Below are 21,859 nucleotides of genomic sequence, written 5' to 3' on the forward strand. Positions count from 1 at the left end.
TCGCCATTCGGCAGAAAGCCTGTAACAAGAAAAGATCAGGAGTAAGCGATGTGTACGACTTGCGGTTGCGCTGAAGGCAACCTTTATATAGAAGGCGATGAGCATAATCCACACTCTGCGTTTCGTAGCGCGCCCTTTGCCCCAGCGGCTCGCCCGGCGCTGAATATTACAGGCATTAAAACGCCTGAATTTACCCCAAGTCAGACCGCAGAAGGCGATCTGCATTACGGTCATGGCGAAGCTGGAACCCATGCGCCAGGTATGAGCCAGCGGCGGATGCTGGAGGTCGAAATCGACGTGCTGGACAAAAATAATCGTCTGGCAGAGCGCAACCGCGCCCGTTTCGCCGCCCGCCAGCATCTGGTGCTCAACCTGGTGTCCAGCCCCGGGTCCGGTAAAACCACCTTGCTGACCGAAACGCTGATGAAATTGAAAGACCGTGTACCGTGCGCGGTGATTGAAGGCGACCAGCAGACAGTGAACGACGCCGCCCGCATCCGCGCCACCGGCACGCCCGCCATTCAGGTAAACACGGGCAAAGGCTGCCATCTTGATGCGCAGATGATCGCCGACGCCGCGCCGCGCCTGCCGCTGGATGACCGCGGTATTCTGTTTATCGAAAACGTCGGTAATCTCGTCTGCCCGGCCAGCTTCGATCTGGGCGAAAAGCATAAAGTCGCAGTGCTTTCCGTGACCGAAGGCGAAGATAAGCCGCTGAAGTATCCCCATATGTTTGCCGCCGCGTCGCTAATGCTGCTCAATAAAGTCGATCTGCTGCCCTACCTCAATTTTGACGTTGAGAAGTGCATCGCCAGCGCGCGTGAAGTGAACCCGGAGATTGAAATTATCCTGATTTCCGCCACCAGCGGCGAAGGCATGGATCAGTGGCTGGCCTGGCTGGAGGCGCAGCGATGTGCATAGGCGTTCCGGGTCAAATCCGCGCCATTGACGGCAATCAGGCAAAAGTTGACGTCTGCGGCATTCAGCGCGACGTCGATCTCACATTAGTCGGCAGTTGTGATGAAAACGGTCAGCCGCGTCTGGGTCAGTGGGTGCTGGTTCATGTCGGATTCGCCATGAGCGTCATTAACGAAGCGGAAGCGCACGATACGCTCGACGCGCTACAAAATATGTTTGATGTTGAGCCGGACGTCGGCGCACTGCTGTATGGTGAGGAGAGATAATGCGTTTTGTTGACGAGTACCGTGCGCCGGAACAGGTAATGCAGCTCATTGAACACCTGCGTGAACGCGCCACCCTTCTTCCTTACACTGCCGAACGTCCGTTGCGCATTATGGAAGTCTGCGGGGGTCATACCCACGCGATTTTTAAATTTGGTCTCGATCAGTTACTGCCCGAAAACGTGGAGTTTATTCACGGCCCCGGTTGTCCGGTCTGCGTGCTGCCGATGGGACGTATCGACAGTTGCGTGGAAATCGCCAGCCATCCAGAGGTGATTTTCTGCACCTTTGGCGATGCCATGCGCGTGCCAGGGAAACAGGGTTCTCTGTTGCAGGCTAAAGCGCGCGGCGCGGATGTCCGTATTGTTTATTCACCGATGGACGCGCTGAAGCTGGCGCAGGATAACCCGACCCGCAAAGTGGTATTCTTCGGACTGGGCTTTGAAACCACCATGCCGACCACCGCTATCACGCTGCAGCAGGCAAAACAGCGCGACGTGCGAAACTTCTACTTTTTCTGCCAGCACATTACGTTGATCCCGACGCTGCGTAGCCTACTGGAACAGCCGGACAACGGCATTGACGCATTCCTTGCGCCAGGCCACGTCAGCATGGTCATCGGCACCGAGGCGTACCAGTTTATCGCCGCCGGTTTTAATCGCCCGCTGGTGGTGGCAGGATTCGAACCGCTTGATCTACTGCAAGGCGTGGTCATGCTGGTTGAGCAGAAAATAGCGGCCCTAAGCCAGGTTGAAAACCAATACCGCCGCGTGGTGCCGGATGCCGGAAACATGCTGGCGCAGCAAGCCATCGCCGATGTGTTCTGCGTTAATGGCGACAGCGAGTGGCGCGGTCTGGGCGTGATTGAATCTTCCGGCGTCCACCTGACGCCAGAGTATCAGCGCTTTGACGCCGAAGCGCATTTCCGCCCAGCGCCGCAGCAAGTCTACGACGATCCGCGTGCCCGCTGCGGCGAAGTGCTGACCGGCAGATGCAAGCCGCATCAGTGCCCGCTATTTGGTAAAACATGTAATCCAGAGACCGCGTTCGGCGCGCTAATGGTCTCTTCCGAAGGCGCATGCGCCGCCTGGTATCAGTATCGTCAGCAGGAGTGTGAAGTTTGAACAATATACAACTCGCCCACGGCAGCGGCGGCCAGGCTATGCAACAGTTGATTAATAGCCTGTTTATGGAGGCCTTTGCCAACCCGTGGCTGGCGGAACAAGAAGATCAGGCGCGTCTGGAGCTGGCGCAACTGACGGCGGAGGGCGACCGTCTGGCGTTTTCTACCGATAGCTATGTGATCGATCCGCTCTTTTTCCCCGGCGGCAATATCGGCAAACTGGCGATTTGCGGTACGGCGAACGACGTTGCGGTGAGCGGCGCGATCCCCCGCTATCTCTCCTGCGGCTTTATCCTTGAAGAAGGGCTGCCGATGGAGATGTTAAAAAGCGTGGTCAATAGCATGGCGGCGACCGCACGGGAAGCGGGTATCGCCATTGTAACCGGTGACACCAAAGTTGTGCAGCGCGGCGCGGCGGATAAATTGTTTATCAACACCGCCGGCATGGGGGCGATTCCCGCCGATATTCACTGGGGGGCGCAAACGCTGAGCGTTGGCGATGTGCTGTTAGTCAGCGGTACGCTTGGCGATCACGGGGCCACTATCCTCAACTTGCGTGAGCAACTGGGGCTGGATGGCGAGCTGGCGAGCGACTGCGCAGTATTAACGCCACTTATTCAGACGCTGCGGCATATTGACGGAGTGAAGGCATTGCGTGACGCCACGCGCGGCGGCGTGAATGCGGTCGCCCATGAGTTTGCGGCGTCCTGCGGTTACGGTATTGAATTGTCCGAATCCGCACTTCCGCTCAAACCTGCCGTGCGCGGCGTTTGCGAGCTGTTGGGGCTGGATGCTCTGAACTTTGCCAACGAAGGAAAACTGGTGATTGCCGTTGAACGGCAGGCCGCAGATCGGGCGTTGGCGGCGTTACGCGCGCATCCGCTGGGACGTGATGCGGCGCTGATTGGCGAAGTCGTCGAACGCAAAGGCGTTCGCTTAGCCGGACTCTATGGCGTGAAGCGAACCCTTGATTTGCCACACGCCGAACCGCTGCCTCGTATATGCTGATACACAGCCCGGTAGCGCTACGCTTACCGGGCCTGACTCGTAGCTACCGGATAAGCGTCAGCGCCATCCGGCAAAAATGTAAAACGAATACCTATAATTCATAGACCTTTTCGCACCGCGCCGCGGTATTTTCCTGGAAAAGCAACATGTCGTATACACCCATGAGCGATCTTGGACAGCAAGGCTTGTTCGATATCACTCGTACCTTATTGCAGCAGCCCGATTTGGCGTCGCTCAGTGAAGCGCTTTCGCAACTGGTAAAGCGTTCAGCGCTCGCCGACAGCGCCGGCATTGTGCTATGGCAGGCGCTGTCGCAACGCGCACAATATTATGCGACGCGAGAAAATGGCCGTCCTGTTGAATATGAAGATGAAACCGTACTGGCGCACGGCCCGGTACGTCGCATCCTTTCTCGCCCCGATGCGTTGCACTGTAATTTCCATGAGTTTACCGAAACCTGGCCGCAGCTTGCCGCGGGCGGTCTCTACTCGGAATTTGGTCATTACTGCCTGCTTCCTTTAGCCGCGGAAGGCCGTATTTTCGGCGGCTGCGAGTTTATCCGTCAGGAAGATCGCCCCTGGAGTGAAAAGGAGTATGACCGTCTGCATACGTTTACCCAAATTGTCGGCGTGGTCGCCGAGCAAATTCAGAACCGGGTAAACAATAATGTCGATTATGATCTGTTGTGTCGCGAACGCGATAACTTCCGTATTCTGGTTGCGATCACCAACGCCGTCCTGTCGCGCCTGGATATTGATGAGCTGGTAAGCGAAGTCGCTAAAGAGATCCACCACTATTTCAATATCGATGCGATCAGCATCGTGTTGCGCAGCCATCGCAAAAATAAGCTGAATATCTACTCCACCCACTATCTTGATGAGCATCATCCGGCGCACGAACAGAGCGAAGTCGACGAAGCCGGCACGCTCACGGAGCGCGTCTTTAAAAGCAAAGAGATGCTGCTTATCAACCTCAACGAACGCGATCCGCTTGCCCCCTACGAACGAATGCTGTTCGATACCTGGGGCAATCAGATCCAGACGCTTTGCCTGCTGCCGTTGATGTCCGGCAAGACGATGCTTGGCGTACTCAAACTGGCGCAGTGCGAAGAAAAAGTGTTTACCACGGCTAACCTCAAGCTGCTGCGTCAGATTGCCGAACGGGTGGCAATTGCAGTGGATAATGCGCTGGCCTATCAGGAAATCCACCGTCTGAAGGAACGCCTGGTCGACGAAAATCTGGCGCTCACGGAACAGCTTAATAACGTTGACAGCGAGTTTGGCGAGATCATCGGGCGCAGCGAAGCAATGTACAACGTGCTAAAGCAGGTTGAGATGGTGGCGCAGAGCGACAGTACCGTGCTGATTCTGGGCGAAACGGGAACCGGTAAAGAGTTGATTGCCCGCGCCATTCACAACCTGAGCGGACGTAGCGGGCGCAGGATGGTAAAGATGAACTGCGCCGCGATGCCGGCGGGGCTGCTGGAAAGCGATCTGTTTGGTCACGAGCGCGGCGCGTTTACCGGCGCCAGCGCGCAGCGGATTGGCCGTTTCGAGCTGGCAGATAAAAGCTCGCTGTTTCTGGATGAAGTGGGCGACATGCCGCTGGAGCTACAGCCTAAGCTGTTGCGCGTCCTTCAGGAACAAGAGTTTGAACGTCTCGGCAGCAATAAACTGATCCAGACCGACGTGCGACTGATCGCCGCGACTAACCGCGATCTAAAAAAAATGGTCGCCGATCGCGAATTCCGTAACGATCTCTACTATCGGCTGAATGTTTTTCCGATCCAACTTCCTCCGTTACGCGAACGTCCGGAAGATATTCCGCTACTGGTCAAAGCGTTCACCTTCAAAATCGCCCGCCGAATGGGTCGTAATATCGACAGTATTCCTGCTGAAACGCTGCGCACGCTCAGCAGCATGGAATGGCCAGGGAACGTTCGCGAACTGGAGAATGTCGTCGAGCGCGCCGTGCTGCTGACGCGCGGCAATGTGCTACAACTGTCGCTGCCGGATATTATCGCCGTAACGCCCGATACCTCGGCTGTTGCGACGGAAAGCGCCAAAGAAGGCGAAGATGAATATCAGCTTATTATACGCGTGTTGAAAGAGACCAATGGCGTAGTGGCTGGACCAAAAGGCGCGGCACAACGTCTGGGGCTTAAACGAACCACCCTGCTGTCGCGTATGAAGCGATTAGGTATTGATAAAGACGCATTAGCGTAACGGGTTGCCGGATCTTATCCGGCCTGGAGATGATGCGCGCCGTAGACCTGGCGCTTCCCCTTCACTTCTTACGCTGATATTTTTCCGGCAATTCCGGAACGGGGCGCTTATCGTCGATAAGATGCCGCACGGTCAGGACAGGATGCAGCCAAAGCATTCGCGGGCCTGCCCAACGCATAATCTGCTTCATCTCCTCGCGTTTAGCCGGCTGATAGCAGCGCACCGGGCACTGCTTACAGGCGGGTTTTTCCTCGCCAAATACGCACTTATCAAGACGTTTTTGCGCATAGGAAAACAGCGCATCATAATGCGCCTTATCATTTGAAGCTTGCGGACACCGGTTCGCGTAGAGCGCGATCATTTTTTTGATCGTCAGTTTTTCACGAGCGATACGTTTACCAGACATCGTGTCCTCTCCAAACATTAAGATGCATTTATTTTACACCTTATCTCTCTTTAGCACTATCACTGCGTATCGTCACGCTTTCGCAAATAAGAATTATTTTCATTTATTCATACCTTGTGCTATATAACATAGCAAAGGCTATATTCGATGATTAATTAACCACATTGTTGCGAGGGATACTATGACGAATCTGCGCCGTCTGAAAACACTCCTGATTGCCGGTATTGTAGCGATACTCGCGCTATCGCCGGCCTATGCAAAAGAGAAATTTAAAGTAATTACCACATTTACCGTTATTGCCGACATGGCGAAAAACGTGGCGGGCGACGCAGCGGAAGTCAGCTCGATTACCAAGCCCGGCGCTGAAATCCATGAGTATCAGCCAACGCCCGGCGATATAAAACGAGCGCAGGGGGCCCAGCTTATCCTCGCGAATGGTCTGAACCTGGAGCGGTGGTTCACCCGCTTTTATCAGCACCTTTCCGGCGTACCGGAAGTCGTCGTCTCCACCGGCGTCAAACCGATGGGCATTACCGAAGGCCCGTATAACGGTAAACCGAACCCGCACGCCTGGATGTCGGCAGAAAACGCGCTGATTTATGTCGATAACATTCGCGATGCTCTGGTGAAGTACGATCCGGATAATGCGGAGATCTATAAGCAAAACGCCGAACGCTATAAAGCGAAAATTCGCCAAATGGCCGATCCGCTGCGCGCCGAACTGGAAAAAATTCCCGCCGATCAGCGCTGGCTGGTCACCAGCGAAGGCGCGTTCTCTTACCTGGCGCGCGATAACAACATGAAAGAGCTCTATCTCTGGCCAATTAACGCCGATCAACAGGGTACGCCAAAACAGGTGCGTAAAGTGATTGATACCATTAAAAAGCACCATATTCCCGCCATCTTTAGCGAGAGTACGGTTTCCGATAAACCAGCCCGCCAGGTCGCGCGTGAATCCGGCGCGCATTATGGCGGTGTGCTGTATGTCGATTCTCTGAGCGCCGCCGATGGTCCTGTACCAACCTATCTGGATCTGTTGCGTGTCACTACCGAAACCATCGTCAACGGCATTAACGACGGACTGAGGAGTCAACAATGAGTCAATCTGCGATTACCGTTGATCAAGTCACGGTGACGTATCGCAACGGCCATACCGCCCTACGGGATGCTACTTTTCAGGTGCCTGGCGGTACAATCGCCGCTCTGGTAGGTGTAAATGGTTCCGGTAAATCTACGTTATTTAAAGCGTTAATGGGCTTTGTGCATCTTGCGCAGGGCGATATCACTATACTGCAACAGTCGGTCAATACAGCGCTGAAAAAAAACCTCATTGCTTATGTTCCGCAATCGGAAGAAGTGGACTGGTCATTTCCGGTACTGGTGGAAGATGTGGTGATGATGGGACGCTACGGCCATATGGGCTGGCTACGCCGTCCTACTGCGCATGATCACGCCTGTGTTGACGCCGCGCTGGCGCGGGTGGATATGCAGGAATATCGTCACAGGCAGATTGGTGAGCTGTCCGGTGGGCAGAAAAAACGCGTATTTCTTGCCAGGGCCATTGCTCAGGATGGACAGGTGATCCTGCTGGATGAACCTTTTACCGGCGTAGATGTAAAAACCGAAGCCCGAATCATCGATCTACTGCGGGAGCTGCGCGATGAAGGCCGCACGATGCTGGTATCAACGCATAATCTCGGCTCCGTCACCGAGTTTTGCGACTATACGGTAATGATTAAAGGGACCGTACTGGCCAGCGGTCCTACAGAAACCACGTTTACCGCCGCGAATCTGGAGCAGGCGTTTAGCGGCGTTCTACGTCATATCGCGCTAAGCGGCGGCGAAGAGCACATCATCACCGATGACGAGCGCCCCTTTATTTCCCGGCGCGTGGCCAGTGGAGGAAAATCGTCATGAACTGGCTTGTTGAGCCGTTTGGCTACCAGTATATGCTCAACGCGATGTGGGTCTCCGCGATGGTGGGCGGCCTGTGCGCGTTTCTCTCCTGCTATTTGATGCTCAAAGGCTGGTCGCTCATTGGCGATGCGCTATCTCACTCCATTGTGCCTGGCGTCGCTGGCGCCTGGATGTTAGGGCTGCCCTTCTCGCTCGGCGCGTTTCTTTCCGGCGGACTGGCTGCTGGCAGTATGCTCTTTCTTAACCAACGCTCACGCCTGAAAGAAGACGCAATTATCGGACTTATCTTCTCCTCTTTTTTTGGCGTCGGTCTTTTTATGGTGTCGCTCAATCCAATGTCGGTGAATATCCAGACGATAATTCTCGGCAACGTGCTGGCGATCGCGCCAGCGGATATTGCGCAACTGGCGATTATCGGCGCAGTCTCGCTGACGATTTTGCTGTTAAAGTGGAAAGATTTGATGGTCGTCTTTTTCGATGAAACCCATGCGCGTTCTATCGGGCTTAATCCGGGTCGGCTAAAGCTGCTGTTTTTCACCCTATTATCCGTCTCCACCGTGGCGGCCCTGCAAACCGTCGGGGCGTTCCTGGTCATCTGTCTCGTCGTCACGCCGGGCGCGACGGCCTGGTTACTCACCGACCGTTTTCCACGTCTGCTCATGATTGCCGTAGTAATTGGCAGCCTGACCAGTTTTCTGGGCGCCTGGCTTAGCTACTGGCTGGATGGCGCCACTGGCGGAATTATTGTCGTCATGCAAACCTTACTGTTCATCACGGCCTTTATTTTCGCCCCGAAACACGGTCTGCTAGCCAACCGTCGACGCGCCCGCCTGCAGAAGGAGCCGACATGTTATTAACAACGTTGCTGGAGCCATTTCAGTTTGATTTTATGGTGAATGCCCTTATGGTTTCGGTCATTGTGGCGATTCCCTGCGCCTTGCTGTCCGTATTTTTAGTGTTAAAAGGCTGGGCGTTAATGGGCGACGCAATGAGTCATGCGGTATTCCCCGGGGTCGTGCTGGCATATATTGTGGGTATTCCCCTGGCGATTGGCGCTTTCATTGCCGGATTATTTTGCGCTATCGCGACCGGTTATCTGGACGATAATAGCCGCATCAAACGTGATACGGTGATGGGAATCGTCTTTTCCGGGATGTTTGGCGCAGGTCTGGTGCTCTATGTCTCTATTCAATCGGAAGTGCATCTGGATCACATCCTGTTTGGCGATATGCTGGGCGTATCGCTGGGGGATATAGTACAAACGTCGGTCATTGCGCTGGGTATTGCGTTAATCATTGGACTGAAATGGAAAGATCTCCTGCTACACGCCTTTGACCCGCACCAGGCGAAAGCCAGCGGGTTAAATACCACGCTACTGCATTATGGCCTGCTATGTATGATTGCGCTGACTATCGTCGCCACGCTGAAATCGGTGGGAATTATTCTGTCGATCTCACTGCTTATCGCCCCCGGCGCAATTGCCATTTTGCTAACGCGACGCTTTGCGCGCGCGCTGGGATTAGCGGTCAGTCTGTCAGTTATAACCGCTTTTGCGGGCGTCTATCTGTCATTTTATCTTGATAGCGCGCCAGCGCCGACCATCGTAGTATTGTTTGCCATCATATTTATTGCGGCATTTATTTACTCAACATGGCGCGACAGGCGTAATGAAATCGTACCAGAGGCGCAAGGTTAACACTTTTTTGCCTGCTATTCAGGAAACATGCGGTCATAATATAGAGTAGTCTTATGGCGCTATAAAGATTTCCTCTGGCAGGCAACTTTATGAGTTCATTACGATTTAAGTAAAGATTTATATTCAGCTATCCTTTTTTTATGAGAGGATATAGAGAGTTTTTTATCGTTTAGCATAACGGCATTGTTATCGAATCGCTCATAAAGCGTTTCATTCTTTTTGTTTACTATACTGCTTTCCGCCGCCGGATTGGCCTCCACATATTCATTTAATCGTTGTACGCCTTGAGTATGTTTGTAAAAACTCACCGGCAAATATCGGTCTGCTTTATCAGACGGGAGAAAAGGTTCTTCTCCACACAGACGTTCACAAATATTATCTTCATGAATTTTTAATAAATTCATAAATTCAAGATGAAGTTTTTTGGCGAGCGCCAGGCTAAAAATACCGCATTCAGAAGAGCTTCGTTGAATGTCCAGCTCGACCATAGCAAAATAACAATCAGGCAGTTGTTCACGTTCAATAACTGCTTTGGTCCTCAACGCCAGTAAAGCAGGTCCAAAAGCGCTACACGCTGCTGGCTCGAACAAAATCACCGATGTCTTTCCGTCCATAACTCTAAAATCGACGACTGAAATGTGGATACCTAAACTTCCCATATTTACGATAAATCGGGCAGATTCAACGCCTTCCATTCTGGTCTCCTTTATAGAGGAAACAAGCTCATGGACTGACATAACAAATTTAAGATTTAACTCTGGATACTTCTTATTGGCCTGTGCAACAAGAAAAGGCATCATTTCGAGATCGGTCTCCTCGTAACTGATATTAATCCAGCTCCCATCTATAATTTCACTTTCCAGACGCTCAATAATACAGGTCAATGCTTCGGTGTTTAGCCCCCCGCTTACTTCTGGCTGAGGCGATAGATTCCCCCCCCATATTACGAGTTGTAGGACTTAGCATACTTTCCCCTCCACATGATCTCTCCTGCACTGAAAATATCATCTTTAACTTTTCAGATTCAATATATTGTCCGCAAAAATATGCATCAATGATTGAGCCAGGCTACCAACCACCTCCAAATGATTATATATAATAATTACTACTCAAAAAATATTTTTTTATAATAAAAGCTCAACATATGGTCATAAATGATAAAAAATATTTTAATTCATTCCTACCGCAATCGGTAACGAGCAATTATCGTCCGGTACGCTATGGTTATGTGCAAAAGCAGTGCGCTGTAAATGCGCGTCTAATTTCAGCCCCCGGAAAAGAGATAGCGGTGAAGAGTCCATCCCCAAACGATACATTACCTTCTTACGATAAATACTGACGGTTTTTGTTCCCAGACCAAATTTTTTCGCCAGTTCAATTGCCGGATGTCCGGAGGATAATAATATCAGCAGCGCATATTTCGCCTGGGTGACGCCGGGCGGTAGATTCCACCAGGCGTATTGATTGATATTAAACAGTATCTCTTCCGGCGTCTCTCCGGCATTAAAAGCATACGTAGCAGCCACAGTTTTCCTCTGTGGCCTGTGGCAGAAACGCAGCCAGGCCTCCGGAAAACGAGACTTCTCTCGATCCGAGCGGATAATGCAGCATAGCTCGTCTTTTAGAACATAATCCATAACGCCAAAATATTGCAGCACACAGCGATCGATATAATACAAGCGATCTGCCACTACCAGAACTTTACGACTCTGCAACCGCGCCTGCAACGCATGAAAAAGATAAACATGCTCATGAGGGTTCAAAGATAAAATCAGCCCGGCATCCGGCATATCGGATATAGAATGCAAGAGTGCGGTTAACGAGTTACATGTTTTGACGCGTTTTTCCGGGTATTTTTGCTTAAAGATGGACTGAAGGGCATAACAATTAGTCCAGTTGATACCGTATATAATTACATTTTTCATTTGCTTATCCTTTTCTGAAAACTGACCACAGCTTCGGTAATGATTTTTCTTCCTGGGCAGCTACTGCGCAAGTGGATAACGCCCTCTTGCAACAAACGTAATAATGCTTGATACGTTATTACATGCGCAATGCTGTTACCGAAATGAATTCCTTTTACGAATCTGATAATGATTAAATTTTCTTTTTTACTTTACGGTAATCTCTTGCAGTGCAACGATTGCCGGATTCCTTGTGACCTGGTATGTCTGACAATGAATGCTTTCGACTCTCTTTTATTAACTGCGTATCACTGGTGTAGTGATACAGGACTATATACTGCTATTAAGAGAAATATTTTCGCATCTGTACGCAAACAGATAGTAACGTTTAAAACAATTTCAAAAATTAATGATTTATTGTACGCATAAAGCTAAGTGGTGTAATTTTAAAATGCCGTTTAAAAATAGCGATAAAATAGGATGGCGTATCATAGCCACACATCGTCGCGACTTGTGAAATATTTCCAGCGCCCATACGTAGTAATTTTATAGCCTGATTCATACGAGCATCCAGGTATATTTTACTAAAGCTCACATCTTCAGCGGCCAGTTTGCGCTTCAGACTTGATACGCTCATGAACAGTTTTCCAGCCACCTCAGCTTGAGACCATTTACGGGTGATATCACTAATAATAATGTTATAAACTTTCTCTTTTGTCGTAATCTTTACCGCTCGCTCAAGGAAATCAAACCCACCGGGTTTGCGTACAAATGCCGATATAAGATACATTAATGAGTAATATGAATAATCATGATCATCAATACTCACATTACTACAAACCCGTGGACACGCCACGCCATTCAAAATAGAGTCAAAAGTATCACTCATCCCGGGCAACAGCTCGGCATGGAAAAAATGCTTTGGCTTCGTTTTTAATGATAACTCTCTGTCATTATAATTTCTTGTGCTGTAAAAGACTTTGTAGAATTTTTGCATTAAGTCATAGGAAACTTCCAATGAGGAAAAATCTATATGACCTTCAATTTCGCTCATACTAAACGTTATCGTTTGATCTTTTTCCAATAAAAATAAACACGGTGCAGGTTGCTCAATGAACTCCCCAAACTCATTTTCAATCCGCAAACTGCCTTTATTAAGTTTGATTAATACGCAATTTGCGACATAATAGTCTCTTACATCAGCTAATCCGTTTATTAATGAAGCTCTACTCGGCTGTTGAAGGTGATTATTGCTAATAGCCTCAACTGATTTATTCATTGAAGGCAATACCATATTTTATCCTGTGTGCTATAAGGAACTTAAAATCGTTATATTCTTATAAAGAAATAATTAAAACTCACAAAGATGATTTAAATCTGATTGTTTTATTATTGTAGCCAATAATTACATTCTAAAGTGCGTTGTTTTTTTCATACAAAGATACTTTTATAAACTTTATGCACAATCTTGTAATGAAAACTTACAATATTAATATGGATTTTCCAGGATAAAACGCCTTACAGATACTGCAATAAGTACTATTTATCAGTAACATAGCTGAGTTAGCATGGTGTACTATCAACACTATTCACTGACGTATACACCATACCTTATCACAAACTGCCAGCAATGGGAGACTTACCAGTCAACTGCCTCTTTGTTTTCCCCGCCTGATAAAATAATCTCCTGCATCCAGGAAGTCATTTGTGACTGTGCGTTCATCGTGCCAACTAATAACCCATTTAAGGCCTCATATAAACGGGTATCCGACTCAACTTTTCCCATCATATTTTGTAGCATAGCCGTTTGCTGCTCAAAGGAGACAAATGCAGGATCGCCACTGTTAGGATCTTTGAAGGCATTCATTTCTTGATAAATGGCATCTTTAAGCGTTTCAGAAGAGGCTGACTCAGGAAGCGACAAAAGCCTCTGGTAGAACGCGTCATAGAGCTCAACATCAGTGCCATTGCTTAAACGTGCGCTATCCACATTATTCAACGTAGCCGCCCTGGCGCTTAACGAAACAACACTGCTACCCGTCGCTTCAGTATTCGCTGTCGGGACCAAATAAGAAGTTGAAACTGTGCCTGGTATCATCTTTTAACCTCCATTTTATGATGCTTGCGTTTTTGTCTTCCACTCATTAATAAGTGCATTAATGGCACTATCAGAAATCGTCCGGCAGTCTTGTGGAAGTTCATCAAGATGATGCTTAATAACACCTACCGCCGTTTCAACAAATTGTTCAGGTGAAAATTCTGCGATCTGATCGCCGCAACTCATGATAAAGCGCTGTTCCTGATGATATTTAAGATTAAAAGTACCTGGCCAGTTCTCCATAAGCAACACCATCAGTTTTTGGTGATCTTTTTTCGCATTAACTGGCAGTGTTAAAAAAAGTTGTCCCTCCGGCTTATCAAAATCCCTCAGCCACTCATCCAGTACGGTTAAAAGCGTTTCTGGATGATCGACTGCTGCTGAAAATAACTCTCGGGCATAAGTCTGTATTTTTTCCATCCATTTCCAGGCCATTGTCTGACTATCGGTAAGATAAGCTGCGACCTGCTGTAACGCGTCTATCATTCCCTGTTCGTAACCTTCCTGGTAGGCATACATCCGCAAGGTCTTTGCCTCTTCTTCCGCCTCTCGCAAAATACGCTTAGCCCGTTGATGCGCCTGCTGTTCTAATCTCTCAATAGAGAAATAACGTTCCAGCGTTTTACGCTTTATCAGTATCCCCTCAACAGGCGAAAGCGGGGACGGAATTGGGATATTTTTGAGCATATTGTAAGGCCAGTAGCAAAATTGACATTTCTACAGCATCCTGCTTCGATGCCTCCTCAATAAATGGAGGAAAAAGCAAAGGAAAACGCTGTGCTAAAGATTCAGGTAAAAATTCACTCAGGGCATCTAACTGTGCATACCCGACGCTGAGTAAAAACCGGTGATTCGGCGCCTTATCGCAGACAGATAAACTTGTTCCCTGATGCATTGCCAAAAATGCTTGCGCCCAATCCGGCAGGCCAAGCAAGGCTCCCTGCCTTGCCAGATCGGCTCTCAGTTTATGGCAACCGAGTAAGTACGCTATTTGCGGTAGTCGGTGCCACTGACGCAGCCACAGCTGCGTCAGTGAGTTTTGAATACTCTCCTTTTCTCCGGTCTTAAGCTGCCAGGTCGCCAGTATTAACTCATTCGCCGCCGCCCTGGCGGCAGGTCTGACAATCATTTCCGAGGCTATCTGCAACCGCTGAGGATGAATATACGACAACGGATCAAAAATGACTTTTTGCCAGATAATGGGTAATGGCTGCCTATTCATTTGACGATTTCGCCTTATCATCAGCCGTTATGCCTTTCTTATTCCGGGCATAATGGTTTTTGTAATACCAGACGCCAAATCCTGCTGACATCACGGATAACAAAATAATCAATACAATCCAACTAGTTGCAAAAGAATTACGTTTTACTGGCGTGCCGGGAGCCTGTAATTGGGCATCTGAACGTTCTGACAACACAACAGAAATATTGTCATAATCCACGTCGGAAAAACTATTCTTTAAGAAACGCTTGATATCGCTGATCTGATGCGCAAGCGGCGAACCTCGTTCATATACGGCTAATGCCGACAGATGAACAGGTTTTGGCGGGCGGCCATTTTCACCAGCATCAATATCATAACTGATATGGACCCTGGCGGAGAGCACGCCTTCCATCGTCTGTAATGACTGCTCCAGTCGCTGTTCAATAGCCGAATATAACCTGGCCTTTTCAGCTCGCGGAGACGATACCAGCGAATCCGCCGGAAACATCTGCGCAATTTCTACCCGTGGCCGGGGAGGAAGCTGATAGGTTTTAATCCAGTACACCGCAGCGGTAAAATCAGGCTCAGCAACGGTAATGCCATAGCCCAATTTTCCGCTATCAATTTTATTCGCCTCTATATTATGCATTTGCAGAACGGCAATGACCTCATTAGCCTGTTCCTGGTCCAGTCCTTTTAAAAGATCCTTATCCTTACAGCCAGCAAGGGTCACTACCAGCAGAAAGGTATATAGATATCGACGAATCATGAGCGTAATAGCGTTTCAACTGCCCCGACTCCTTTACGAGTAAGGGTACTGACCATAGAAACATACAGGTTATAATCTGATATCATCTCTTGCGAAATGGCCAGTTCTTTAGGGTCCGTCACCAGATTAGGGTCCTCAATCCGATTGGTAATCGTCTGTTTATCCACAGCCGTGGCAATCGCCGAACCAGAAAAAGCCTGTAGTAGACGGTCATCCAGCGAGACAATGTCTGTTTCCATAGGTCTGATATTGACCGCCTGCCCTATGACGGCATTTTCAGGGACAATAGTTGCAATCGACATAATCCACCTTATAACTGATTAACGGAAGTTCTGAATAATGGCAGCATCAATATCCTTAAAGACTTTTACCGTGTTCGATTGCGCGTTACGGTACAAGTTATATTCCGAGAGCTTACTCTGATACTGCGCCAGTAGCGCCGGATCGGAGGGCTTTGCTGCTAAATCCGTAAGTGCTTTCGTCACCTGCGCTTGCAAATCGTCAACACCTTTATCAAAAGTCGCGGAGACTTCATCCAGATAACCTGACCAGTTAGCCATACTTATTCCTTATTTACGTTAAGTTAAAGTGGGCTTGGGAAATACCAATGGCCTGGGCTCATTTTGATATAACCTTCCGCCCCGTACTGAAATGAGCGCCCCTTGAGCCAATCATCTTTTAATTCGATAGCAAACTGCACATAGCGTCCTCCCCATGTTCGGTAATAACTATCGACAAATTGACGAGCTCTGAGTATTTCTACATCATCGAGCGCTCCCTGAATAACAAACGTTACGCCGCCTTTATGATTCCTACGGGAATAAGGAAGCGCCTGCTGTTTTAGCCCCGCTTCCGCCTGGCCTGCTGCGGCAACATCATCCATCAACGTGATGTCAACCGAATCTGCGTATGGCATTAGCGCTCTCAGCTTTTGACTTAAAACCTCGATCTCTTTTTTGCTCATATTGTTTCGCTGGCGGCTTAACCAGAAAACGGGTTTACGCGGTTCATCGAAATGAAGGCGATAATAAGCCAACTGCGGATAATAAGTATCCAGCCAGGTAGAGATACGCTTATTCTCTTCGTTTTCGTTAATCACTCGCGCATTTTTATCATAATCGCCTCTGGCTAAAACCTGACGAGCCCACAGCGTATCCCTTTCATTTTGCGCAGAGACATAGAGCATTTTGTCTCGTCCTGGCAACACCTGAAAGCGCTCTTTCTCCTGGCCCAACAACGAATCAAGCTCTGCGGCCTGCCGCTGCGGCGAGTTAAGTATCCATAACGTACCTACCGTCCCAATCCCCAATATAAAAAAACCAGCCAGTGCCGCCACAATTCCGTTTTTAAAACGCGGCTCGATCTTCTTTTCAGACGTCTCCAACGTCTCAGGTTGCTCAGGCGTCCACGGCTCGCTTTCCGGGCGAATCAGGATAAGCAATTCACCGACCTGTATTGGCGTATTTAATTGCACCGGACGAGATTCAGAATTTCCTTCTTTCAGCTCATGGAGTATAATTTCGGTCGCATCCGTATCCACCTGGATTTCAAAATTTATTCCGCCATGGTCCAGCGGGATAAAAAAGCTATCGGCAGGTATATCAGGGAGCTGGCCAGAAGCAGTGAGCGCATCACTCTGGCCTACCACAAACAGTGTTCGGCCTGCCAGCAATGGAAACTCACAGCCGTTCAGTGAGCTGTTAAGTAATCGAACTATGTATGGCCCAGGGCTTGTTATCGTCTTCTCTTTTGATGTTTCCATATATACTGTTAGCGATGTCTGTCGTTCTCGATAGCAGCAGATTACAGCGTGGGACACAGGGATTCCTGATGAAAATAGAATGAAAAGTGAGAAATAAAATCAATTTATTCTGTATAATGCGTCTCAACACATATTAAAAGAACTATCGTCCCCGTTGCGGCTTAAACTACTGTAGATAAATTACCCAAATTTGAGTTCTTTTGGTATAACAATCAGACCATTGCCAACACACCCTAATAAAGAGCATTTACAACTCAGATTTTTTCAGTAGGATACAAGTAAGGAACATTAAAATAACATCAACAAAGGGATAATATGGAAAATGTAACCTTTGTAAGTAATAGTCATCAGCGTCCTGCCGCGGATAACTTACAGAAATTAAAATCACTTTTGACGAATACCCAGCAGCAAATTAAAAGTCAGACTCAGCAGATCACCATAAAAAATCTTTATGTAAGTAGTTTCACTTTAGTTTGCTTTCGTAGTGGTAAACTGACGATTAGCAATAATCACGATACGATTTACTGTGAAGAGCCTGGGATGTTGGTACTCAAAAAGGAGCAGGTCGTTAACGTGACGCTGGAAGAGGTCAATGGCCACATGGATTTCGATATACTCGAGATACCGACGCAACGACTTGGCGATCTCTATGCGCTTATCCCAAATGAGCAGCAAACCAAAATGGCGAAACCTGTCGAGAAAGTGCAGAAGATCTTCTATACGCCTGACTTTCCTGCCAGAAGAGAGGTATTTGAACACCTGAAAACAGCGTTCTCCTGTACTATGGATACAAGCAAAAGTTGCAATAGCTGTAACAACCAAAGTTGTATTGAAAATGAGGAATTAATCCCTTATTTTCTGCTGTTCCTGCTTACCGCTTTCCTCCGGCTTCCGGAGAGTTATGAGATCATCCTTAGCTCAGCTCAGATAACGTTAAAGGAGCGCGTCTACAACATTATTTCCTCCTCACCGAGTAAGCAGTGGAAACTTACGGATGTTGCCGACCATATATTTATGAGCACATCAACGCTCAAAAGGAAACTAGCAGAAGAAGGTACCAGCTTTAGTGATATCTACTTATCTGCGAGAATGAATCAGGCGGCAAAACTTTTACGCATAGGTAACCATAATGTCAATTCTGTAGCATTAAAATGCGGTTATGATAGTACGTCCTATTTCATTCAATGTTTTAAAAAATATTTTAAAACTACACCATCGACATTCATTAGAATGGCGAACCACTAGCGTTTTTTGTATCTTTTACTCAAGAAAAAATTTTTATTGAAATTTTAATAATTTAAAATTCTAATCGTTTCATAACACACCATAGTAGGATTGGAGGTTATTCAATATCATTATTCTGTCCAGAAGACACTCTGTACTGATATATCTGGAAATTTAAAATAAGGCTGATTATACAACGCGACTTTTGTGAACTTGTCATCGCTATGATGACTGGTAGACCGATATTACCTTATTCACAGCGTAAGAATCTGTCCAGATGAAACTATCTCCTTCCGGCTTTAGCCCTGTGGACTAAAGCTGGCATTTTATTCATGTTTATATACCATTCGCTCCCTGTAGCAAGCGCCTGCCTGGATAGTATAAATAGAAACAGTCACGCTTGTCAGTATCGTTGACGTCTTCTTACCTATCATACCTCCTCTCTTCATCCTGATATCCATATCTTGTCAAGGCTAGTTTAAGGATGATACCGCTCACAAATTCACTGCCCTTTTGACGCGATACCGCTGGGAAATAAAGAAAAGGAGATATCATTATTCTGCAAAAAAACATAAAAATAAGCGCAATACTCAAAATAGTCTGTCATTTATATTTTCACGCTTAAGCTAAATTACATCTTTAAACTTTCAACGAATAGTCATTTCTTAAGAATCCACGGTAGAATTGGTTCTGATGGTATAATTATCAGACCATTAGATATGAAGGTATAATAAGCAGCATTTACACCCCAGAAAAATACAGTAAGATAGCTATAAATCCAATCTCAATTGCAATGAGGTCGAGTTAAATATGTAAATATTTAGATACCCGGCGCTGATTATCTCTGCAATAACACATACGACAGCGCCCACTCAATAATTACAGTCAGTTATAAAAATTGTTATTATCAACATGTCAGTTTTTTAAATCACAAACATAAGCTAAATCATCAAATGTAAAATACAGAGCAAAACATATAAGACCGAGCCCATAGGATATGACATTAAGCTCAAGATAAAAGCTCAGCCTGACCGTTACTAATAACAGCAAAATTACTGGCACAGTAAATTCCGTACTAACGGCGGGTATTAACCATTATAATTTTCACCCTGTAAGAGAATATACAACTATCATGCCACATTTTAATCCTGTTCCTGTATCTAATAAAAAATTCGTCTTTGATGATTTCATACTCAACATGGATGGCTCCCTGCTACGAGCAGAAAAGAAAGTGAATATTCCGCCAAAAGAATATGCCGTTCTGGTCATCCTGCTCGAAGCCGCCGGCGAGATTGTTAGTAAAAACACCTTACTGGACCAGGTATGGGGCGACGCCGAGGTTAACGAAGAATCTCTTACCCGCTGTATTTATGCTTTACGACGTATCCTGTCGGAAGATAAAGAACATCGTTACATCGAAACGTTATATGGGCAAGGCTATCGTTTTAATCGTCCGGTCGTGGTAGTGTCTCCGCCAGCGCCGCAACCCACCACTCATACGTTGGCGATTCTTCCTTTTCAGATGCAGGATCAAATTCAATCTGAGAGCCTGCATTACTCTATCGTGAAGGGACTATCTCAGTATGCGCCCTTTGGCCTGAGCGTGCTGCCGGTGACCATTACTAAGAATTGTCGCAGTGTTAAGGACATTCTGGAGCTCATGGATCAACTGCGCCCCGATTATTACATCTCCGGACAGATGATCCCCGATGGCAACGATAATGTTGTGCAGATCGAGATCGTTCGGGTTAAAGGCTATAACCTATTGCATCAGGAAAGCATTAAGTTGGTGGAAAACCAGCCCGCCTCTCTCTTGCAAAACAAAATTGCGAATCTTTTGCTCAGATGTATCCCGGGGCTTCGCTGGGACACAAAGCAGGTTAGCGAGCTAAATTCGATTGACAGTACCATGGTCTATTTACGCGGTAAGCATGAATTAAACCAATATACCCCCTATAGCTTACAGCAAGCGCTTAAGTTGTTAACTCAATGCGTTAATATGTCGCCAAATAGCATTGCGCCTTATTGTGCGCTGGCAGAATGCTATCTCAGCATGGCGCAAATGGGAATTTTTGACAAACAAAACGCTATGATCAAAGCCAAAGAACATGCCATTAAGGCGACAGAGCTGGACCATAATAATCCGCAAGCTTTAGGATTACTGGGGTTAATTAATACGATTCATTCAGAATACATCGTTGGGAGTTTACTATTCAAACAAGCTAATTTAATTTCGCCCGTCTCTGCGGATATTAAATATTATTATGGCTGGAACCTCTTCATGGCTGGTCAGTTGGAGGAGGCCTTACAAACGATTAACGAGTGTTTAAAATTGGACCCAACGCGCGCAGCAGCAGGGATCACTAAACTATGGATTACCTACTATCATACTGGCCTTGATGATGCTATACGTTTAGGAGATGAATTACGTTCGCAACATTTACAGGATAATCCAATATTATTAAGTATGCAGGTTATGTTTCTTTCGCTTAAAGGTAAACATGAACTGGCACGAAAATTAATTAAAGAAATATCCACACATGAAATAACAGGGCTTATTGCTGTTAATCTTCTTTATGCTGAATACTGTCAGAATAGTGAGCGTGCCTTACCGGCGATAAGAGAATTTCTGGAAAGTGAACAGAGTATTGATAATAATCCAGGGCTATTACCGTTAGTACTGATTGCCCATGGAGAAGTTATTGCCGAGAAAATGTGGAGTAAATTTAAAAACGAAGACAACATTTGGTTCAAAAGATGGAAACAGGATCCCCGCTTGGTTAAATTACGGTAAAATCTGAGAGAGGAGATATGCATTATTTTTTTATCATCGTAATCTGGTTGCTTAGTATGAGTACGGCACGGGCTGATTGCTGGCTTCAGGCTGAAAAAATGTTCAATATTGAATCAGAACTACTTTATGCTATCGCTCAACAGGAATCAGCGATGAAACCAGGCGCCATTGGTTATAACCGAGATGGTTCTACCGATATTGGCCTGATGCAAATTAATAGCTTCCATATGAAAAGATTGAAAAAAATGGGGATCAGTGAAAAACAGTTATTACATGATCCCTGCATTTCTGTCATTGTTGGCGCATCCATTTTATCAGATATGATGAAAATCTACGGTTATAGCTGGGAGGCCGTTGGTGCTTATAATGCCGGGACGTCGCCGAAAAGAGCTGATATAAGGAAAAGTTATGCTAAAAAAATTTGGGAGAATTACAAAAAATTAAAAGAGATGCCAGCAGAAGAGAAGAACAAAAGACTTTCTATCGCGTTAAACAAATAATCATATAACAATAGCTTACTTTCAGATCACATCCAAAAGTAAGCTATT

The 21,859-nt window shown here is 47.2% G+C and carries 22 protein-coding genes and 1 pseudogene; 12 read left to right on the top strand and 11 right to left on the bottom strand.

From position 1 onward, the window contains the following. Positions 1 to 48: 48 nt before the first annotated feature. The 5 genes from hypB to flhA all read left to right on the top strand — a co-directional run bounded on the left by hypB (position 49) and on the right by flhA (position 5,537). Positions 49 to 921: a hydrogenase nickel incorporation protein HypB gene (gene hypB / locus F4V72_RS01065; RefSeq protein ID WP_023249363.1), complete on the top strand. Its 873-nt coding sequence runs from the start codon at positions 49 to 51 to the stop codon at positions 919 to 921. Next, positions 912 to 1,184, top strand: a complete 273-nt coding sequence (gene hypC, locus F4V72_RS01070) for a hydrogenase 3 maturation protein HypC (protein ID WP_023249362.1) — start codon at positions 912 to 914, stop codon at positions 1,182 to 1,184. Before hypB ends, hypC begins: the two co-directional genes overlap by 10 nt. Next, positions 1,184 to 2,305 (top strand): hydrogenase formation protein HypD, encoded by a 1,122-nt coding sequence (hypD, locus tag F4V72_RS01075; protein ID WP_063390741.1) that lies wholly within the window; start codon positions 1,184 to 1,186, stop codon positions 2,303 to 2,305. The genes hypC and hypD overlap by 1 nt, the downstream gene beginning before the upstream one ends. After that, a complete protein-coding gene (gene hypE, locus F4V72_RS01080; RefSeq protein ID WP_023249360.1) occupies positions 2,302 to 3,312 on the top strand; it encodes a hydrogenase expression/formation protein HypE in 1,011 nt (336 codons plus the stop codon). Before hypD ends, hypE begins: the two co-directional genes overlap by 4 nt. A 146-nt stretch (positions 3,313 to 3,458) precedes the next feature. After that, positions 3,459 to 5,537 carry a formate hydrogenlyase transcriptional activator FlhA gene (flhA, locus tag F4V72_RS01085; protein WP_136058060.1) on the top strand — a complete coding sequence of 693 codons (2,079 nt, stop codon included), beginning with the start codon at positions 3,459 to 3,461 and terminating at the stop codon, positions 5,535 to 5,537. Between the two features lie 61 nt (positions 5,538 to 5,598). Here flhA and F4V72_RS01090 read toward each other — a convergent pair whose 3' ends face one another. Continuing rightward, positions 5,599 to 5,943, bottom strand: coding sequence for a nitrous oxide-stimulated promoter family protein (locus F4V72_RS01090; RefSeq protein WP_136058059.1), 345 nt, complete (start codon positions 5,941 to 5,943; stop codon positions 5,599 to 5,601). Between the two features lie 181 nt (positions 5,944 to 6,124). On the opposite strand from F4V72_RS01090, the gene sitA reads away from it, so the two are divergent. From sitA to sitD, 4 genes are read left to right on the top strand one after another with little or no spacing between them, the layout of a single operon-like run. Continuing rightward, a complete protein-coding gene (gene sitA / locus F4V72_RS01095) occupies positions 6,125 to 7,042 on the top strand; it encodes an iron/manganese ABC transporter substrate-binding protein SitA (RefSeq protein WP_053509067.1) in 918 nt (305 codons plus the stop codon). After that, positions 7,039 to 7,860, top strand: a complete 822-nt coding sequence (gene sitB, locus F4V72_RS01100) for an iron/manganese ABC transporter ATP-binding protein SitB (protein ID WP_000083165.1) — start codon at positions 7,039 to 7,041, stop codon at positions 7,858 to 7,860. The genes sitA and sitB overlap by 4 nt, the downstream gene beginning before the upstream one ends. Continuing rightward, entirely contained in the window at positions 7,857 to 8,717 is an 861-nt protein-coding gene (gene sitC / locus F4V72_RS01105) for an iron/manganese ABC transporter permease subunit SitC (RefSeq protein WP_023249356.1), read from the top strand. The genes sitB and sitC overlap by 4 nt, the downstream gene beginning before the upstream one ends. After that, the gene (gene sitD, locus F4V72_RS01110; protein WP_023249355.1) at positions 8,708 to 9,556 is read left to right on the top strand and encodes an iron/manganese ABC transporter permease subunit SitD; all 849 of its coding nucleotides are present in this window, start codon (positions 8,708 to 8,710) and stop codon (positions 9,554 to 9,556) included. Before sitC ends, sitD begins: the two co-directional genes overlap by 10 nt. Positions 9,557 to 9,654: 98 nt before the next feature. Here the strand turns inward: sitD and avrA are convergent. The 10 genes and pseudogenes from avrA to prgH all read right to left on the bottom strand — a co-directional run bounded on the left by avrA (position 9,655) and on the right by prgH (position 17,293). After that, positions 9,655 to 10,564 (bottom strand): annotated as a pseudogene (gene avrA, locus F4V72_RS01115) (type III secretion system YopJ family effector AvrA). Positions 10,565 to 10,725: 161 nt separating this feature from the next. Next, positions 10,726 to 11,481 carry a transcriptional activator SprB gene (locus F4V72_RS01120; RefSeq protein ID WP_023249353.1) on the bottom strand — a complete coding sequence of 252 codons (756 nt, stop codon included), beginning with the start codon at positions 11,479 to 11,481 and terminating at the stop codon, positions 10,726 to 10,728. A gap of 385 nt (positions 11,482 to 11,866) precedes the next feature. Continuing rightward, positions 11,867 to 12,754: an invasion transcriptional regulator HilC gene (hilC, locus tag F4V72_RS01125; RefSeq protein WP_023249352.1), complete on the bottom strand. Its 888-nt coding sequence runs from the start codon at positions 12,752 to 12,754 to the stop codon at positions 11,867 to 11,869. A gap of 345 nt (positions 12,755 to 13,099) precedes the next feature. Next, the gene (locus F4V72_RS01130; protein WP_053529369.1) at positions 13,100 to 13,558 is read right to left on the bottom strand and encodes a type III secretion system effector protein OrgC; all 459 of its coding nucleotides are present in this window, start codon (positions 13,556 to 13,558) and stop codon (positions 13,100 to 13,102) included. A 15-nt stretch (positions 13,559 to 13,573) separates the two neighbouring features. Next, positions 13,574 to 14,245 carry a type III secretion system linker protein OrgB gene (gene orgB / locus F4V72_RS01135; RefSeq protein ID WP_053529370.1) on the bottom strand — a complete coding sequence of 224 codons (672 nt, stop codon included), beginning with the start codon at positions 14,243 to 14,245 and terminating at the stop codon, positions 13,574 to 13,576. Beyond that, entirely contained in the window at positions 14,202 to 14,801 is a 600-nt protein-coding gene (gene orgA / locus F4V72_RS01140) for an oxygen-regulated invasion protein OrgA (protein WP_077944426.1), read from the bottom strand. The genes orgB and orgA overlap by 44 nt, the downstream gene beginning before the upstream one ends. Beyond that, positions 14,773 to 15,531 carry a type III secretion system inner membrane ring lipoprotein PrgK gene (gene prgK, locus F4V72_RS01145; RefSeq protein WP_023249348.1) on the bottom strand — a complete coding sequence of 253 codons (759 nt, stop codon included), beginning with the start codon at positions 15,529 to 15,531 and terminating at the stop codon, positions 14,773 to 14,775. Before prgK ends, orgA begins: the two co-directional genes overlap by 29 nt. Then, positions 15,528 to 15,833, bottom strand: a complete 306-nt coding sequence (gene prgJ, locus F4V72_RS01150) for a type III secretion system inner rod protein PrgJ (protein ID WP_000020427.1) — start codon at positions 15,831 to 15,833, stop codon at positions 15,528 to 15,530. The genes prgK and prgJ overlap by 4 nt, the downstream gene beginning before the upstream one ends. Positions 15,834 to 15,851: 18 nt before the next feature. Beyond that, positions 15,852 to 16,091: a type III secretion system needle complex protein gene (locus F4V72_RS01155; protein WP_053509072.1), complete on the bottom strand. Its 240-nt coding sequence runs from the start codon at positions 16,089 to 16,091 to the stop codon at positions 15,852 to 15,854. 23 nt (positions 16,092 to 16,114) lie between these two features. Continuing rightward, the gene (gene prgH, locus F4V72_RS01160; protein ID WP_053509075.1) at positions 16,115 to 17,293 is read right to left on the bottom strand and encodes a type III secretion system inner membrane ring protein PrgH; all 1,179 of its coding nucleotides are present in this window, start codon (positions 17,291 to 17,293) and stop codon (positions 16,115 to 16,117) included. A gap of 315 nt (positions 17,294 to 17,608) precedes the next feature. Here prgH and hilD point away from each other — a divergent pair, with 315 nt between their 5' ends. From hilD to iagB, 3 genes are all read left to right on the top strand, one after another. After that, the gene (gene hilD / locus F4V72_RS01165) at positions 17,609 to 18,538 is read left to right on the top strand and encodes a transcriptional regulator HilD (RefSeq protein ID WP_023249345.1); all 930 of its coding nucleotides are present in this window, start codon (positions 17,609 to 17,611) and stop codon (positions 18,536 to 18,538) included. A gap of 1,111 nt (positions 18,539 to 19,649) precedes the next feature. Next, positions 19,650 to 21,311: a transcriptional regulator HilA gene (gene hilA / locus F4V72_RS01170; RefSeq protein ID WP_150342419.1), complete on the top strand. Its 1,662-nt coding sequence runs from the start codon at positions 19,650 to 19,652 to the stop codon at positions 21,309 to 21,311. A 17-nt stretch (positions 21,312 to 21,328) separates the two neighbouring features. After that, on the top strand, positions 21,329 to 21,811 hold the full coding sequence (gene iagB, locus F4V72_RS01175; RefSeq protein WP_023249343.1) for a type III secretion system invasion protein IagB: 483 nt from the start codon (positions 21,329 to 21,331) through the stop codon (positions 21,809 to 21,811). Positions 21,812 to 21,859 lie beyond the last annotated feature (48 nt).

Source organism: Salmonella enterica subsp. diarizonae (genome assembly GCF_008692785.1).
GTDB lineage: Bacteria > Pseudomonadota > Gammaproteobacteria > Enterobacterales > Enterobacteriaceae > Salmonella > Salmonella diarizonae.

Bases quoted from the DNA above. Each gene is read 5' to 3' on its own strand.
- iagB (WP_023249343.1), top strand. From the start codon at position 21,329: ATGCATTATTTTTTTATCATCGTAATCTGGTTGCTTAGTATGAGTACG.
- sitA (WP_053509067.1), top strand. From the start codon at position 6,125: ATGACGAATCTGCGCCGTCTGAAAACACTCCTGATTGCCGGTATTGTA.
- F4V72_RS01155 (WP_053509072.1), bottom strand. From the start codon at position 16,091: ATGGCTAACTGGTCAGGTTATCTGGATGAAGTCTCCGCGACTTTTGAT.
- hilC (WP_023249352.1), bottom strand. From the start codon at position 12,754: ATGGTATTGCCTTCAATGAATAAATCAGTTGAGGCTATTAGCAATAAT.
- hypB (WP_023249363.1), top strand. From the start codon at position 49: ATGTGTACGACTTGCGGTTGCGCTGAAGGCAACCTTTATATAGAAGGC.
- F4V72_RS01090 (WP_136058059.1), bottom strand. From the start codon at position 5,943: ATGTCTGGTAAACGTATCGCTCGTGAAAAACTGACGATCAAAAAAATG.
- prgK (WP_023249348.1), bottom strand. From the start codon at position 15,531: ATGATTCGTCGATATCTATATACCTTTCTGCTGGTAGTGACCCTTGCT.
- orgA (WP_077944426.1), bottom strand. From the start codon at position 14,801: ATGATAAGGCGAAATCGTCAAATGAATAGGCAGCCATTACCCATTATC.
- hilA (WP_150342419.1), top strand. From the start codon at position 19,650: ATGCCACATTTTAATCCTGTTCCTGTATCTAATAAAAAATTCGTCTTT.
- orgB (WP_053529370.1), bottom strand. From the start codon at position 14,245: ATGCTCAAAAATATCCCAATTCCGTCCCCGCTTTCGCCTGTTGAGGGG.
- F4V72_RS01130 (WP_053529369.1), bottom strand. From the start codon at position 13,558: ATGATACCAGGCACAGTTTCAACTTCTTATTTGGTCCCGACAGCGAAT.
- F4V72_RS01120 (WP_023249353.1), bottom strand. From the start codon at position 11,481: ATGAAAAATGTAATTATATACGGTATCAACTGGACTAATTGTTATGCC.
- sitD (WP_023249355.1), top strand. From the start codon at position 8,708: ATGTTATTAACAACGTTGCTGGAGCCATTTCAGTTTGATTTTATGGTG.
- sitC (WP_023249356.1), top strand. From the start codon at position 7,857: ATGAACTGGCTTGTTGAGCCGTTTGGCTACCAGTATATGCTCAACGCG.
- prgH (WP_053509075.1), bottom strand. From the start codon at position 17,293: ATGGAAACATCAAAAGAGAAGACGATAACAAGCCCTGGGCCATACATA.
- hilD (WP_023249345.1), top strand. From the start codon at position 17,609: ATGGAAAATGTAACCTTTGTAAGTAATAGTCATCAGCGTCCTGCCGCG.
- flhA (WP_136058060.1), top strand. From the start codon at position 3,459: ATGTCGTATACACCCATGAGCGATCTTGGACAGCAAGGCTTGTTCGAT.
- hypD (WP_063390741.1), top strand. From the start codon at position 1,184: ATGCGTTTTGTTGACGAGTACCGTGCGCCGGAACAGGTAATGCAGCTC.
- sitB (WP_000083165.1), top strand. From the start codon at position 7,039: ATGAGTCAATCTGCGATTACCGTTGATCAAGTCACGGTGACGTATCGC.
- hypC (WP_023249362.1), top strand. From the start codon at position 912: ATGTGCATAGGCGTTCCGGGTCAAATCCGCGCCATTGACGGCAATCAG.
- prgJ (WP_000020427.1), bottom strand. From the start codon at position 15,833: ATGTCGATTGCAACTATTGTCCCTGAAAATGCCGTCATAGGGCAGGCG.